Origin of the sequence: Micromonospora sp. WMMD708 (genome assembly GCF_049315245.1) — a bacterium.
GTDB lineage: Bacteria > Actinomycetota > Actinomycetes > Mycobacteriales > Micromonosporaceae > Micromonospora > Micromonospora wenchangensis.
In genome coordinates this window covers 5,933,341-5,947,496 of the sequence record NZ_CP186060.1, presented here as the reverse complement: position 1 = coordinate 5,947,496, position 14,156 = coordinate 5,933,341, and the positions used below count along the sequence as shown (strand labels likewise).

At 73.2% G+C, this 14,156-nt stretch carries 15 protein-coding genes; 8 read left to right on the top strand and 7 right to left on the bottom strand.

Going from position 1 to position 14,156, the window contains the following annotated elements; genetic code table 11:
• Positions 1 to 47: 47 nt before the first annotated feature.
• Entirely contained in the window at positions 48 to 1,031 is a 984-nt protein-coding gene (locus ACN260_RS26180) for a zinc-binding dehydrogenase (protein ID WP_422753502.1), read from the top strand.
• Between the two features lie 301 nt (positions 1,032 to 1,332).
• On the opposite strand, the gene ACN260_RS26175 is transcribed toward ACN260_RS26180, so the two are convergent.
• Positions 1,333 to 1,929, bottom strand: coding sequence for an ATP-dependent Clp protease proteolytic subunit (locus ACN260_RS26175; RefSeq protein WP_204928582.1), 597 nt, complete (start codon positions 1,927 to 1,929; stop codon positions 1,333 to 1,335).
• 142 nt (positions 1,930 to 2,071) lie between these two features.
• Entirely contained in the window at positions 2,072 to 2,599 is a 528-nt protein-coding gene (locus ACN260_RS26170; protein ID WP_422753501.1) for a helix-turn-helix domain-containing protein, read from the bottom strand.
• Between the two features lie 184 nt (positions 2,600 to 2,783).
• Here ACN260_RS26170 and ACN260_RS26165 point away from each other — a divergent pair, with 184 nt between their 5' ends.
• Positions 2,784 to 3,800 (top strand): potassium channel family protein, encoded by a 1,017-nt coding sequence (locus tag ACN260_RS26165; RefSeq protein WP_422753500.1) that lies wholly within the window; start codon positions 2,784 to 2,786, stop codon positions 3,798 to 3,800.
• Between the two features lie 110 nt (positions 3,801 to 3,910).
• Here ACN260_RS26165 and ACN260_RS26160 read toward each other — a convergent pair whose 3' ends face one another.
• The 3 genes from ACN260_RS26160 to ACN260_RS26150 form a co-directional block, all read right to left on the bottom strand.
• Entirely contained in the window at positions 3,911 to 4,945 is a 1,035-nt protein-coding gene (locus ACN260_RS26160) for a 2-oxoacid:ferredoxin oxidoreductase subunit beta (RefSeq protein WP_422753499.1), read from the bottom strand.
• A complete protein-coding gene (locus tag ACN260_RS26155) occupies positions 4,938 to 6,785 on the bottom strand; it encodes a 2-oxoacid:acceptor oxidoreductase subunit alpha (RefSeq protein ID WP_422753498.1) in 1,848 nt (615 codons plus the stop codon). The genes ACN260_RS26160 and ACN260_RS26155 overlap by 8 nt, the downstream gene beginning before the upstream one ends.
• Positions 6,786 to 7,091: 306 nt before the next feature.
• On the bottom strand, positions 7,092 to 8,489 hold the full coding sequence (locus ACN260_RS26150) for a hypothetical protein (RefSeq protein WP_422753497.1): 1,398 nt from the start codon (positions 8,487 to 8,489) through the stop codon (positions 7,092 to 7,094).
• Between the two features lie 142 nt (positions 8,490 to 8,631).
• Here ACN260_RS26150 and ndhC point away from each other — a divergent pair, with 142 nt between their 5' ends.
• Complete coding sequence (gene ndhC, locus ACN260_RS26145; RefSeq protein WP_088647014.1) at positions 8,632 to 9,009, top strand: NADH-quinone oxidoreductase subunit A; 378 nt, start codon at positions 8,632 to 8,634, stop codon at positions 9,007 to 9,009.
• Positions 9,010 to 9,076: 67 nt separating this feature from the next.
• Here ndhC and folP read toward each other — a convergent pair whose 3' ends face one another.
• Entirely contained in the window at positions 9,077 to 9,946 is an 870-nt protein-coding gene (gene folP, locus ACN260_RS26140; RefSeq protein ID WP_422753496.1) for a dihydropteroate synthase, read from the bottom strand.
• 189 nt (positions 9,947 to 10,135) lie between these two features.
• Between folP and ACN260_RS26135 the strand changes: the two genes are divergently transcribed.
• The 5 genes from ACN260_RS26135 (at position 10,136) to ACN260_RS26115 (ending at position 13,322) form a co-directional block, all read left to right on the top strand.
• Entirely contained in the window at positions 10,136 to 10,744 is a 609-nt protein-coding gene (locus ACN260_RS26135; RefSeq protein WP_422753495.1) for a DivIVA domain-containing protein, read from the top strand.
• On the top strand, positions 10,741 to 11,256 hold the full coding sequence (locus ACN260_RS26130; protein WP_422753494.1) for an SRPBCC family protein: 516 nt from the start codon (positions 10,741 to 10,743) through the stop codon (positions 11,254 to 11,256). Before ACN260_RS26135 ends, ACN260_RS26130 begins: the two co-directional genes overlap by 4 nt.
• Positions 11,257 to 11,327: 71 nt before the next feature.
• Entirely contained in the window at positions 11,328 to 11,924 is a 597-nt protein-coding gene (locus tag ACN260_RS26125) for a DNA-3-methyladenine glycosylase I (RefSeq protein WP_422753493.1), read from the top strand.
• The gene (locus tag ACN260_RS26120) at positions 11,921 to 12,505 is read left to right on the top strand and encodes a hypothetical protein (protein ID WP_422753492.1); all 585 of its coding nucleotides are present in this window, start codon (positions 11,921 to 11,923) and stop codon (positions 12,503 to 12,505) included. The genes ACN260_RS26125 and ACN260_RS26120 overlap by 4 nt, the downstream gene beginning before the upstream one ends.
• A gap of 64 nt (positions 12,506 to 12,569) precedes the next feature.
• Positions 12,570 to 13,322: an SDR family NAD(P)-dependent oxidoreductase gene (locus ACN260_RS26115; protein ID WP_422753491.1), complete on the top strand. Its 753-nt coding sequence runs from the start codon at positions 12,570 to 12,572 to the stop codon at positions 13,320 to 13,322.
• A 40-nt stretch (positions 13,323 to 13,362) separates the two neighbouring features.
• On the opposite strand, the gene ACN260_RS26110 is transcribed toward ACN260_RS26115, so the two are convergent.
• A complete protein-coding gene (locus ACN260_RS26110; RefSeq protein WP_422753490.1) occupies positions 13,363 to 14,154 on the bottom strand; it encodes an enoyl-CoA hydratase/isomerase family protein in 792 nt (263 codons plus the stop codon).
• Positions 14,155 to 14,156: the final 2 nt, after the last annotated feature.

The window sequence follows — 14,156 nt, the reverse complement described above, 5'->3', positions numbered from 1 at the left end:
GCCGAAGACCATTGACCTCACGTGCGGTGCAGGTTGTCAGATGAGGCATGCGTGCGATTCGCCTTCACGAGTTCGGACCTGCCACCAACCTCGTCCTCGACGACCTGCCCGACCTCACCCCGGCCCCCGGCCAGGTGCGCATCGCGGTGGCGGCCAGCGGTGTGCACCTGCTCGACACCGCGCTGCGCCGGGGCGAGGCCGGTGGCCCGCTGCCGCTGCCCGCGCTGCCGACGGTGCCGGGCCGGGAGGTCGCCGGCACGGTCGACCTGGTCGGGGCCGGGGTCGACGGGGCGTGGCGGGGCCGGCGGGTCGTCGCCCACCTGGGTATGGTCCCCGGCGGGTACGCCGAGCAGGCGGTGACCGCGGTCGAGTCGCTGTACGCCGTACCGGAGCGGATGACGTTCGCCGACGCGGTGGCGCTGGTCGGGACGGGCCGGACCGCCCTCGGTGTCGTCGAGACGGAGCCGCCCACGGCGGACGACGTGGTGCTGGTGCTGTCGGCGGCCGGGGGGATGGGCTGGCTGCTGGTGCAGGCGGCCCGGACGGCCGGCGCGACGGTGGTCGCCGCGGCCCGGGGTGCCCGCCGGACGGCCCGGCTCGGTGAGCTGGGTGCGGACGTGGTGGTGGTCGACTACGACCGGCCGGACTGGACGGACCTGGTCCGGGCCCGGACCGGCGGGCCGACCCTGGTGTACGACGGGGTCGGCGGCGCGGTGGGCCGGGCCGCCCTGGAGGCGACGGCGGTGGGCGGCCGGTTCGTGATGTTCGGGTGGTCGGCGGGGGAGCCGACCCGGGTCGGCACGGCGGATCTGGTGGGGCGCAGCCTGACCGTCGGGTGGCTCGGGCAGCGGCTGCGGGACCGGCCGGGTGGGATCGCCGGGTTGGCGGCCCGGTCGGTGGAGCTGGGTGGTCGGGGCTGGTGGCGTCCGCTGGTGTCGACGTACCCGCTGGCGCAGGCGGCTGCCGCGCACGCCGACCTGGAGGGGCGGCGGGCCCTGGGCAAGGTGGTGCTGACCAGTGGTGGTCGATGAGCCGCATCGATGCAACGATGTTTGTGGGAAATGCGCCCTGCTGAATTGGCCCGTGCGGGAAAGCTCGTACCGCTGACGCTCTGCCGTGCCGACGGGCGTCCGTCGCGGTGCGACCGACGGGTGTCGGACCCGAGCGAGGGGGCGGGTCCGACGACCGTGGACGCCGCCGGCTCACGGCCACCGGCCCGGGCGGACCACCGGCAGCGCGCGGGGTTCCCGGCGGACCTCCGCCGGGAACCCCGACCCGACGCACGGACGACGGCCGCCGGCCGTCGGCACGCGATACCCCGACCGGCGACGGTCAGCCGGGAAGCTGGTCGACCCGGGTGAGCACCTCGTCGATCAGGCCGTACTCCCGGGCCTGCTCGGCGGTGAACCACCGGTCCCGGTCCCAGTCGGCCTGGATCTCGTCGAGGGTGCGCCCGCTGTGCCGGGCGATCAGCTCCTGCATGGTCCGCTTCACGTGCAGCATGTTCTCGGCCTGGATGGTGATGTCGGCGGCGGTGCCGCCCATCCCCCCGGACGGCTGGTGCATCATGATCCGCGCGTGCGGCAGGGCGAACCGCTTGCCGGCGGCGCCCGCGCAGAGCAGGAACTGCCCCATCGAGCCGGCCAGCCCCAACGCCAGGGTGGCCACGTCGTTGCGGACGTACCGCATGGTGTCGTAGACGGCCATGCCGGCGCTGACCGAACCACCCGGCGAGTTGATGTAGAGGTAGATGTCCCGCTCGCTGTCCTCGGCGGCGAGCAGCAGGATCTGCGCGCAGATCTGGTTGGCCGAGGCGTCGGTGACCTCGGTGCCCAGGAAGATGATGCGTTCGCGCAGCAGCCGCTCGAAGACCTGGTCGCCGAAGGCCGGCTGCCCGCCGTCCAGCATGCGTACGTCGTACCCGATCATGGTGACCACCCTCCGCGTCGCCGGCGGGCGGGCGACCTCACCCCGCCCCGGGAACCGGCGGGTCCAGCCTGCGCCGCCGGGCGGTCACCGCCCCAGCCTTTCTGCCCCCGGCAGATCCGCCGTCGGCAGAACCCGGCCGGGCCTACCCGACCGGCAGCCGCCGCCGGCCCGTCCGGGCCCACCGCCGCGCCGGCACCCTGGCGGTACGCGCAGCGGGGCGGACAGCCGACGCCACGGCGACCACCCGGACGGGCGTGGCGACCCTCGTCACCGCCAACCCGGTGCCCCCGACGGTCGACGGCACCCCGCCACCCGGACGGCCGAACCCGACGGCGGGCCGACCGATTGACAGGTGGGCGGTGGTGCCGTCGCGGCGGGCGGTCGGCACCCGGTCCAGCCGGGCCAGGCTGCCGCCCGGCGGCACCGGCACCCGACGCTCGACCCGGCGCAGCTCGTCGCGGGCCTCTTCGAGCAGGTCGGACAGGTTGATCCCGAGCGCCCGGCAGATCGCCGCCAGCACCTCGGAGGAGGCTTCCTTGCGCCCGCGCTCGACCTCGGAGAGGTAGGGCAGGGACACCCCGGCCGCGGCGGCCACCTCGCGCAGGGTACGGCCCTGACGCAGGCGTACCCGGCGCAGCACGCCACCGATCACCCGACGCAGCAGCGACATGCGGGCCTCCTCGTGGCCGGTGTCCCGGGACCCTCCCATCATGCCGGTTTCCCGGGCCCGGCACCGCCCGCCGCGAGGGTGAGGGGGCGTTCACCGCAGGTAGGGTCACGACCCGCCCGGTCGATCCGTCCGCCAACCGCTATGTTGTGCTCGTGCAGGCGACCCGGGGAGAGCAGGACCGACGGTGATCCATTTCCCGGCGCAGCGGCGGGGTCCGCTCAGCGCGTTGAGTATCCGCCTGGCCGCCGCCCTCGGTCTGGTCCTGCTCACCGTCGCCGTGGTCTATCTCGACCGCGACGGCTACCGCGACGCGGACGAGAACGGGCTGACCCTGCTCGACTGCTTCTACTACACGGTGGTCACCCTCTCCACCACCGGGTACGGCGACATCACCCCTTTCACGCAGTCGGCCCGGCTGGTGAACGTCCTGTTCATCACCCCGGCCCGGGTGATCTTCCTGATCATCCTGGTCGGCACCACCCTGGAAGTCCTGACCGAGCAGTACCGGACCGGCCGTCGGCTGGGGCGGTGGAGGAGAACCGTGAAGGACCACGTCATCATCTGCGGCTACGGCACCAAGGGTCGCAGCGCGGTCTCCGCCCTGCTGGAGAACGGGTTGGACAAGTCCCGGATCGTGGTGGTGGAGCGCAACGGGACGGCGTTGCGGCAGGCCACCTCGGCCGGACTGGTCGCCATCGAGGGCTCCGCCACCCGCTCGTCGGTGCTGGAGGAGGCGCACGTCCGCAACGCCAAGGCGGTCATCATCGCCACCGACAGCGACGACGCCTCGGTGCTGGTGGCGCTGACCACCCGGCAGCTCACCGCCGGTCAGGTACGCATCATCGCCGCCGTACGGGAGGCCGAGAACGCCCCGCTGCTGCGGCAGAGCGGCGCGCACCACGTGATCGTGTCCTCGGCGACCGCGGGTCGGCTGCTCGGTCTCTCGACCTCCGCGCCGCCCCTGATCGACGTGGTGGAGGATCTGCTCACCCCCGGGCAGGGCATGGCGTTGGCGATGCGTTCCGCCGAGCGGCACGAGGTCGGCAAGTCCCCCCGCGAGTTGGAGTCCCTGGTCATCGCCCTGGTACGCCGGGGCAAGGTGGTCACCCTGGCGGACCGGGCCGGCGCGGTGATCGAGACCGGCGACATGCTGGTGCACGTCCGCGACGACCGCCCCACCGCCACCCCCACCCCCTCCTGACCGACCCGTACCGTCTTCCGGGCCTCCGCCACCGCCATCCGGCGGTTCGCCGACGCCGACGTGGCCGTGCCCCGACCCCGGGGCACGGCCACGTCGCGCTGCTCGGTCGACTAGCTGATCGTCCAGGTGTCGCCGGTGTGGAGGAGTTTGGTGAGTTGTTGTTCGGGGGTGTCGGTGGTGGTGTTTTTGGCGGTGGTGATTTGGTGTTGGACGGTGGTGTCGTAGGTGGGGCGTTGGGTTTGGCGGAGGATGCCGATGGGGGTGTTGCGGTGGTCGGGTTGGGGGAGGCGGGTGAGGGCGAAGGCGTAGGCGGGGTCGGTGATGGTGGTGTCGTGGGTGATGATGTCTTCGGGTGGGGTGGTGGCGGTGTCGCGGATGGCGAGGCCGAAGCTGTGGGGTGGGTGGACGATGCAGTGTTGCCTGTCTCGGCCGAAGGTGATGGGTTGGCCGTGTTCGAGGCGGATGAGGTAGTCGTCGCGGGTGTCGGGTTGTTTGAGTGGGTCGAAGGCGCCGTCGTTGAAGATGTTGCAGTTTTGGTAGATCTCGACGAAGGCGGTGCCGTGGTGTTCGGCGGCGGCGCGGAGGACGGTTTGGAGGTGTTTGCGGTCGGAGTCGATGGTGCGGGCGACGAAGGTGGCTTCGGCGCCTAGGGCCAACGACAGCGGGTTGAAGGGGGCGTCGGCGGATCCGGCGGGGGTGGATTTGGTGATTTTGCCGGTTTCGCTGGTGGGGGAGTACTGGCCTTTGGTGAGGCCGTAGATGCGGTTGTTGAACAGCAGGATTTTCAGGTTGACGTTGCGGCGTAGGGCGTGGATGAGGTGGTTACCGCCGATGGACAGGGCGTCGCCGTCGCCGGTGACGACCCAGACGGACAGGTCGGGGCGGGTGACGGCGAGGCCGGTGGCGATGGCGGGGGCGCGGCCGTGGATGGAGTGCATCCCGTAGGTGTTCATGTAGTAGGGGAAGCGGGATGAGCAGCCGATGCCGGAGATGAAGACGGTGTTCTCGCGGGCGATGTTCAACTCGGGCATGAATTGTTGGACGGCGGCGAGGATGGCGTAGTCGCCGCAGCCGGGGCACCAGCGGACTTCCTGGTCGGATTTGAAGTCTTTGCCGGTGAGTTTGAGGGCGACGGGTTCAGGCATTTTTGCAGACCTCTTCCAGCATCGTCTCGAGTTCGGCGGCGGTGAAGGGTAGGCCGCGGACCTGGTTGTAGGTGATCGCGTCGATGAGGTATCGGGCGCGGATGACCTGGGCGAGTTGGCCGAGGTTCATCTCGGGGATGACGACGCGGTCGTAGGCGGTCAGGACGTCGCCGAGGTTGCCGGGCAGGGGGTTGAGGTGGCGTAGGTGGGCCTGGGCGATGGGGTGGCCGCGGTGGCGCAGGGTGCGGCAGGCGGCGCCGATCGGGCCGTAGGTGGAGCCCCAGCCGAGTACGAGGGTGCGGGCGGTGCCGTCGGGGTCGTCGACGTCGAGGTCGGGCACGGTGATGGCTTCGATGCGGGCGGCGCGGGTGCGGACCATGTAGTCGTGGTTGGCCGGGTCGTAGGAGATGTCGCCGGTCTTGTCGGCTTTCTCCAGGCCGCCGATGCGGTGTTGCAGGCCGGGGGTGCCGGGCACGGCCCAGGGGCGGGCCAGGGTGTCCGGGTCGCGTAGGTAGGGCAGGAACGTGACGCCGTCGTCGCCGTTGGGGGCGGTGGTGAAGTCCACGCGCAGGTCGGGCAGATCATCGACGGCGGGCAGCAGCCACGGTTCGGAGCCGTTGGCGACGTAGTTGTCCGACAGCAGGATCACCGGGGTGCGGTAGGTCAGGGCGATGCGGGCGGCCTCGAGGGCGGCGTGGAAACAGTCCGACGGTGACTTCGCGGCGATCACCGCCACGGGTGCCTCACCGTGGCGGCCGTGCAGGGCCATGTTCAGGTCCGCCTGCTCGGTTTTCGTGGGTAGGCCGGTGGACGGGCCGGCGCGTTGCACGTCCACGATGACCAGCGGCAACTCCAGGGCGACGGCCAGGGAGATCGTCTCGGATTTCAGGGCAACACCGGGGCCGCTGGTCGTGGTCACTCCCAGGGCGCCGCCGTAGGAGGCGCCCAGGGCGGCGCCGACCGCGGCGATCTCGTCCTCGGCCTGCATCGTGACCACACCGAGTTTCTTGTGTTTCGACAACTCGTGCAGGATGTCCGACGCCGGGGTGATCGGATACGCCCCCAGGAACACCGGCAACCCGGACCGCACCCCGGCGGCGACCAGGCCCAACGACAGGGCGGCGTTACCGGTGATGTTGCGGTACGTGCCCGGCAGCATCTTCGCCGGTTTCACCTCGTACCGCACCGAGAAACTGTCGGTGGTCTCGCCGTAGTTCCAACCCGCCTTGAACGCCGCGATGTTCGCCGCGACCAGATCCGGCCGCCTGGCGAACTTCCGCTCCAGAAACCGCAGCGTCGAGGTGTACGGGCGGGAGTACATCCACGACAACAACCCCAACGCGAACATGTTCTTCGCCCGCTCGGCGTCCTTCTTCGACACCGACAACTCCGCCAACGCCCCGACGGTCATCGACGTCAACGCCACCGGATGCACCACGAACCCCTCCAGCGACCCGTCCTCCAACGGCGACACCGCGTAACCCACCTTGACCAGATTCCGGCGCGTGAACTCATCGGTGTTCACGATGATGTCCGCACCCCGACGCAGATCCGCCAGGTTCGCCTTCAACGCCGCCGGATTCATCGCGACCAACACGTTCGGCGCGTCCCCCGGCGTCAAAATATCGTAATCCGCGAAATGCACCTGGAAACTCGACACCCCCGGCAGAGTCCCCGCAGGCGCCCGAATCTCCGCCGGGAAATTCGGCAACGTCGAAATATCATTACCCAACTGCGCCGTCTCCGAGGTGAACCTGTCCCCCGTCAACTGCATCCCGTCACCCGAGTCACCAGCAAACCGGATCACCACCCGGTCCAACTGACGGATCTGCTTGGTCACGCCTGCACCTCGCTTCGCTCGGCCCCGCCGCGCGTGCGGCTGCACATGATGGTGACCCCGCCTTGCCCGGCCACGCGACCTCCCTGATGCGCCGCTGCGCCCGGTCCGCCCGTGGCGGGCCGGACCGCTGTCATCTCTCGCCTCCGAGCCTACGTCCCGGGCTTAGGGCATCCTTGGTGGAGGTCCGACACCTGGGAACCGGGTCGACGAAATCTGTACGGCTATGCGGCGATTTGCGGTGCACGCCGTAATCGATATCACCGCGACGGTCCGGACGGGCCGCGACCCGCCCCGACCGCCGGGCGGTCAGTCCGGCCGCCCCGTCGGCGGCAGGTCCCCCGCCACCTCGGCCGAGCGTCGACGCAGCGCAGCGGTCGCCAGCACGAGGGCCAGCACCACCAGCAGGACGGAGATCGTGATCAGCGCGAGCGCGGTTCGCTGGGCGGAGGACATCCCGCTCAGCGCGACCGTCCCGCCCTGCGCCGCGATCAACCCCTGCGAACCGGTCGGCGCGGGCGTACCCACCGGCGGGGTGGTCAGCGCGGCGGCGGCGGTGATCCGGAAGCTCATCTGGACCTGCCGGGCCGGCCCGCTCTCCGGGGTCAACCGGCCGGTCAGCGCCCCGGCCAGCGGGGCCTCGCGCTGGGCGTCCGGGGTGGCGGCGACCGTGAACCGCAGCGTCCGGGTCCGCCCCGCCGGCAGCACGCCGAGGTCGCAGCGGGTACGCGTCGGAGCCAGCGGCGCACAGCCGGCCGGCGGGGCCAGCACGCTGAGCCCCTCCGGCAGCGTCACCTCGACCCGCCCGGCGGCCGGCACCCGGCCGGTGTTGCCCAGGTGGGCCGTCAGCACGGCGGGTCCGCCGCTGATGTCGAAGGCCACCTCGTCGGCGTCGAGCAGTATCCCGGGCACCGGCGGGCCGGGTGGGAAGAGCACCGCGAACCCCTCGTCGTCCTGCGCGGTGCCGCCGTCGGGGCCGGTGGCGGTGACCCGTACCGCGCCGCTGAGGGGCATCTGCCGCCAGGCGGTGCCGCTGACCCGTACCCGGATCATGCTGTCGAACCGGTCACCCGGCGCGGTGGCCCACTCGCCGCAGTGCCACCCGCCGTCGCCGCTGGCCGCACAGCCCGGCGTCCCGGCGTCGGTGAGCCCGGCCGGCAGCGTGTAGGCCAGCCGTAGCCGGGCCGGCACGCCCCCGGTGTTGGTGACGGTGACCCGTAGCGCGGTGACCGTGCCGCCGGCCGCCCAGTAACCGTCGTCGAGGGTCACGTCCCCGGTGCCCACCCGGACCCCGACCCGGTCGCCGCCCGGCTGGCCGGGGCGGGTGGGTCGGCCGGGCAGCGGCGGCCGGGCGGGCGGCGCGGTGGTGGCCGTCGGCGGGGGCGCGGTGGTCGCCGCCGGGGTGCCGGTCGGCTCCGGGGCGGCGGTGGTCGGCTGCGGATCCGGCGGCAGCGTCGGTGGCGCGCTGGTCGGGCCGGCACCGGTCGTCGTCGGCTCGACCGGGGGCGTGGTCGGGTCGGTCGGGTCACCGCCCGGGGTCCCGGCGTCGGTCGGGTCGGTCACCGTCAGGGCCACGGTGGGTGGGGCCGCCAGGCCCGGGGCCACTCCGAGCGCGACCGCCAGCCCGGCCGCCAGGGTCGCCACGACCATAGCGGGGGTACGCCGGGCGAGGGACCGTCGGACGGTACGCGCGTCCACGCCGGGCATCTGACCTCCGTGACCCTGGGTGAGAGTTCATTATTCGGCAACAGTTGCGGCGGGGCACTAGTACCAGCGGAAAATATTCGGTGACGGCCGGCCCGCCCTCGCCTCCTCCGGTGCGGCCCGCCGCCCGGTAGGCTGAGCCACCGTGACCGGTTACCTGGGCTCGTACGCGACGCTCGGGCTGCTGCTGCTCGCTGCCGTCCTCTTCTTCGTTACGGCGTTCTCGGCCAACCGGGTGTTACGTCCCCGCCGGCCGGCCGATCCGGTTGGCAAACGGGCCGGCTACGAGTGCGGCCTCGATCCGGTCGGCGGCGACTGGGCACAGATGCAGATCCGCTACTACGTGTACGCGTACCTCTACGTGCTCTTCGCCGTCGAGGCGGTCTTCCTCTTCCCCTGGGCGATGGTCTTCGACCGGCCCGGGTTCGGCGCGGTGACCGTCGCCGAGATGGGCGTCTTCGTGGCCGTGGTCGCGCTCGGCATCCTCTACGCCTGGCGCAAGCGCATCCTGCACTGGACCTGACCCCCCGCGCCGGCCCGACCACCGCGCCGGCCGGGCCCGGTCACCGGGCCGGGTCACCGGTGACCGGTCAGGCCAGGCCACGGCGGGTGAGCGTCGGCGGCCGGTCGCCCCGGATCGAGGCCACCATGTCCAGCACCCGCCGGGTGGGCAGCACCTGGTGGGCGCGGAACACCCGCGCGCCGAGCCAGGCCGACACCGCCGTCGCGGCCAGGGTGCCCTCCAACCGCTCCGGCACCGGCAGGTCCAGCGTCTCACCGATGAAGTCCTTGTTCGACAACGCCACCAGCAGCGGCCAGCCGGTGCCGGCCAGCTCGGCCAACCGGCGGGTGATCTCCAACGAGTGCCTGGTGTTCTTGCCGAAGTCGTGCGCCGGGTCGATCAGGATGCCGTCGGGGCGTACCCCCAGGGACACCGCGCGCTCGGCGAGCCCGGTCACCGTCGCGACCACGTCGGCGACCACGTCGGTGAAGGCGGCCCGGTGCGGCCGGGTCCGGGGGGTCAGCCCACCGGCGTGGGAACAGACCAGCCCCACGCCGCTCTCGGCGGCCACCCGGGCGAGCGCCGGATCGGCCCCGGACCAGGTGTCGTTGAGCAGGTCCGCGCCGGCCGCCACCGCCTCCACCGCCACCTCGGCCCGCCAGGTGTCGATCGAGATGACCACCTCGGGGAACGCGGCCCGGACGGCGGCGATGGTGTCCACCGTCCGGCGGATCTCCTCGGCCACGTCGACCTCGTCGCCCGGCCCGGCCTTCACCCCGCCGATGTCGATGATCTCCGCGCCCTCGGTGACCGCCCGCTCCACCGCGCGCAGGGCGCTGTCCTGGGCGAAGGTCGCGCCCCGGTCGAAGAACGAGTCCGGCGTCCGGTTGACGATCGCCATCACCACCGGCTCGCCCGGGGCGAAGCTCCGCCCCCCGAGTCGCAGCGCCCCGGCCAATTCCGCCTCCCGCAGGTCACCGGCCGGACAACCCGGCCGACGCCGACGCTATCCGGTCGCCCGGACCGCCCCCGGGGCGGTACGACCCCGACGGCCCGGCCCGTCGCCGGGCCGTCCCGGCCGAAAGATCGGCGACGATGATGGTGGTTGGGGTCGCTCCGGAGGGTGTCCCCGTGCCACGATCTCTGTATGGGTCAGACTCTGCTCATTCTGGTCGTCGCGTTGACCGTGGCGGCGGTCGTGTTCGGCGTGACGGTGCTGATCTCGGGTCGGGACGGCCTCGTGCCCGCCGAGCCCGACGGCAGAGCCGTCCCGCTGCCGGGCGGCCGCCCGCTGCGGGAGTCCGACGTCGGTGCGCTGCGCTTCGACACCGCCCTGCGCGGCTACCGGATGGACCAGGTCGACCAGGCGATGCGCCGGGCCGGCTACGACATCGGTTACAAGACCGAGCTGATCGGGGTGCTGGAGGCCGAGATCGCCGCGCTGCGGGAGGGCCGCACCGCCGACGCCGACGCGCTGCGCCGCACCCGGGAGGAGGCCGCGAGCACCGCGTCCGACTCCTCCCCGACGCCCGCCGACGTGCCCGCCGACCCGGACGGGCCGACCACCGGGGCCGCGCCGACGCAGCCGGCGACCGCAGGTGTCCGCCCGTCCGCCGACGCCGACCCGCCCGCTGCCGCCACCGACGACGTCACCCCGACCGACGACCGTCCCGGGGACGACCGCGCGGGTGAGCCGGCCGGGAAGACCGACGCCGACCGTCCCGGCGGCCCGGCGGTCCGCTCGGAGCCGGTGTGACCGGACCGGACCCGGCCGGCGGTGGGCTGGCCGACGACGCAGCCCAGCCCGGAGCCGGCGAGTTCACCGCCACGGTGATCGTCGACGCCCCCGCCGAACGGGTCTTCGCCGCGCTCACCGACTGGGAGGGGCAGTCCGACTGGATCCCGCTGACCCGGGTCCGGGTGGTCGAGGGCGACGGCGGCGAGGGCAGCCTCATCGAGGCGGTCACCGCCCTCGGCCCGGCGGCGCTGCGCGACGAGATGCGGGTGGTCCGGGTCGACGCCCCCTACGAGGTGGGCGTGGTGCACTGCGGCCGGCTCCTGCGCGGCCCGGGGGTGCTGCGCTGCACCCCGCTGGCCGACGACCGCACCCAGGTGGTCTGGCACGAATGGTTCCACCTGCCCGGCGGCGCGGCCGGCCGGGTCGCCTGGCCGCTGCTCTGGCCGGGCTCCAAGGCCAGCCTGACGCTGGCCCTGAAACGCTTCGCCCGGCTGGTCGAGTCCGGCCGGCTGCCCCGTCCCACCCCCTGACGCCCCGGCGCGGGCCACGCCACCCCCTGCCCCGACGCCGCATGTCAGGGCCCTGGCCTAGCGTGTGACGGGTGACTGACCTGGTGACCGGCCCCGACGGCCTGCCCCGCTGTGCCTGGGGGGCGAGCACCCCGGACTACGCGATCTACCACGACACCGAGTGGGGCCGCCCGCTGCGCGGCGACGACGCCCTCTACGAACGGCTCACCCTGGAGGCGTTCCAGTCCGGGCTGTCCTGGCTGACCATCCTGCGCAAACGTGAGTCGTTCCGGCTCGCCTTCGCCGGCTTCCGGATCGAGCGGGTCGCCGCGTTCGGCGACGCGGACGTGACCCGGCTGCTCGCCGACGCGGGCATCGTCCGCAACCGCGCCAAGATCGAGGCGGCGATCGCCAACGCCCGTGCCGCGCTGACCCTGCCCGACGGGCTCTCCGCGCTGCTCTGGTCGTACGCGCCACCGCCCCGGCCGGCCCGGCCCGCGTCGTTCGCCGAGGTGCCGGCGTCGACCCCGGAGTCCGTCGCGCTGGCCAGGGCGCTCAAGAAGCAGGGCTTCCGCTTCGTCGGCCCCACCACGGCGTACGCGCTGATGCAGGCCACCGGCATGGTCGACGACCATCTCGCGGGCTGCCACGCCGGCACCGCCGTCGCCCGTGATGGGATGGGGGCATGACCGTTACCGACCACCGCAGCACCGACCCGACGGGCGTCGACGGCGGGCCGGGCGGCGACACCTGGGCGGTGCTGCTCCCGGCCGGGCGGCACGACGCCGAACGCCTCGTCCACCACGACACCCTGGAGCTGGCCGTCCCGGCCGGTGGGCCCGCCCCGCGTCCCGGTGACCGGGTGGCGGTGCTGGCCGACGGGCCGCCCCGGCTGGTGGCGCTGGGCCGGGTGGCCCGCCACGACGGGCGGGCGCTGCTGGTGACCTACACCCGACGGTCGTTCGATGCGCCCGTGCCGGCCGGGCAGGTGTCCCCAGCCGGCCCGGTCACCCCGCTCGACCCGGGGACCTACCGGGAGCTGGTCGACCGGCTCGGCCCGCCGCCGTCGCGCCGGACCTGGCTGGTCAGCCTCGACCTGCCGATCGAGGCCGAGTCGCGGGCCGAGGCGGTCCGGCTCTTCTGGTCGTACGTGCAGGAGCTGGGCCCGGCCGAGCTGCCCGCGTACGTCTCGCCCAGCGGCGACGAGCTGGCCATGCAGGCGTTCGTGCTGGGTGTCGAGGCCAACCAGGACCCGGAGGAGGACGACTAGCCGCCCGCCCACCGGGTATGGCGCACCGGTGCCGACGCCCGGTCGGCCGGTCGAGGGAGGGCCGATGCGGTTCCAGGACAAGGTCGCATTCGTCACCGGTGGTGCCTCCGGGCTCGGCGAGGCCACCGCCCGGCGGTTCGCCGCCGAGGGCGCCCGGGTGGTGGTCGCCGACATCAACACCGAGGGTGCCGAACGGCTCGCCGCCGACCTGCCCGACGCCCTCGCGGTCACCGTCGACACCGGTGACGCCGACGCGGTGGAGCAGGGCGTCGCCGAAGCGGTGCGGCGCTACGGCCGGATCGACCTGATCTTCAACAACGCCGGTATCGACGGCCGGCAGCAGCCCCTGCACGAGATGGACGTGGAGAACTGGCAGAAGGTCCGCCGGATCAACGGCGACGGGGTCTTCCACGTGCTCAAGTACGGCATCGAGGCGATGCTGCGCGGTGGCGGGGGCGCGATCGTCAACACCTCGTCCACCACCGGTCTGGCGGCGCAGGAGAACATCTCCCCGTACACCTTCACCAAGGCCGGCATCGTCGGGCTGACCCGCTCGGCGGCGGTGGAGTACGCGGCCCGCGACATCCGGGTCAACGCGGTCGCCCCCACGGTGGTGATGACCCCGCTGGTGCAGCACTTCATCGACAGCGCGCCGGACCCGGCGGAGATGCGGGCCCGGATGGAGTCGTTCAACCCGAAACCCGGCATCCCCAGCCCGGACGACGTGGCCGGCGTGGTGCTCTTCCTCTGCTCCGACGACGCGGCCTGGATCACCGGCCACACGGTGCCCATCGACGGCGGGTACGTGGCCCGCTGACGGCCGGCATGTCGTCGCGCGTCCGGCCGGCCCACCCGGCTCAGCTGCCCTGGAAGACCGGCTTCTGCTTGTTGACGAAGGCGACGGTGGCGGCCCGGTGGTCGGCGGTGCCCCCACAGATCGACTGGGCCTGCGCCTCGGCGGCGAGGGCGTCGGCGAGGGTGCCCGCGTCGGCGATGGACAGCTGCCGCTTGATCGCCCCGTACGCGACGGTCGGGCCGGCGGCGAGCCGGGCGGCCAGCTCGTGCGCGGTGGGCAGCACCTGCTCGTCGTCGTCGACCAGCCGGGTGAGCAGGCCCAGCCGGCACGCCTCGTCGGCGGCGACCGGCTCGGCGAGCATCAGCAGCTCGACGGCCTTGGCGTGGCCGACCAGCCGGGGCAGCGTCCAGGACGCCCCGGTGTCGGCGGCCAGGCCCACCCCGGCGAACGCCATCAGGAACTTCGTCCTCGGCCCGCCGATGCGGAAGTCGGCCAGGAACGCCAGCGAGGCACCCGCCCCGGCGGCCATGCCCCGGACGGCGGCGACCACCGGCTTGGGCAGGTTGGCCAGCCGGGCGGCGATCGGGTTGTAGTGCGCCCGGACGGTGTCCAGCGGGTCGCGGCCCGGCGACTCCAGGATCTGCACGTGCTCGCGCAGGTCCTGGCCGGCGCTGAACGAGCCGCCCGACCCGGCCAGCACCACCGCCCGGCAGGACCGGTCGGTCTCCAGCGCGGCCAGCGCGTCCCGCAGCGCCTCCTTGAGCGCCACGTCGAGGGCGTTCATCGCGGTGGGGCGGTTCATGGTCAGGGTGACCACGCCATCGGTGCGGTCGACGAGCAGCGGCTCGGTCACGT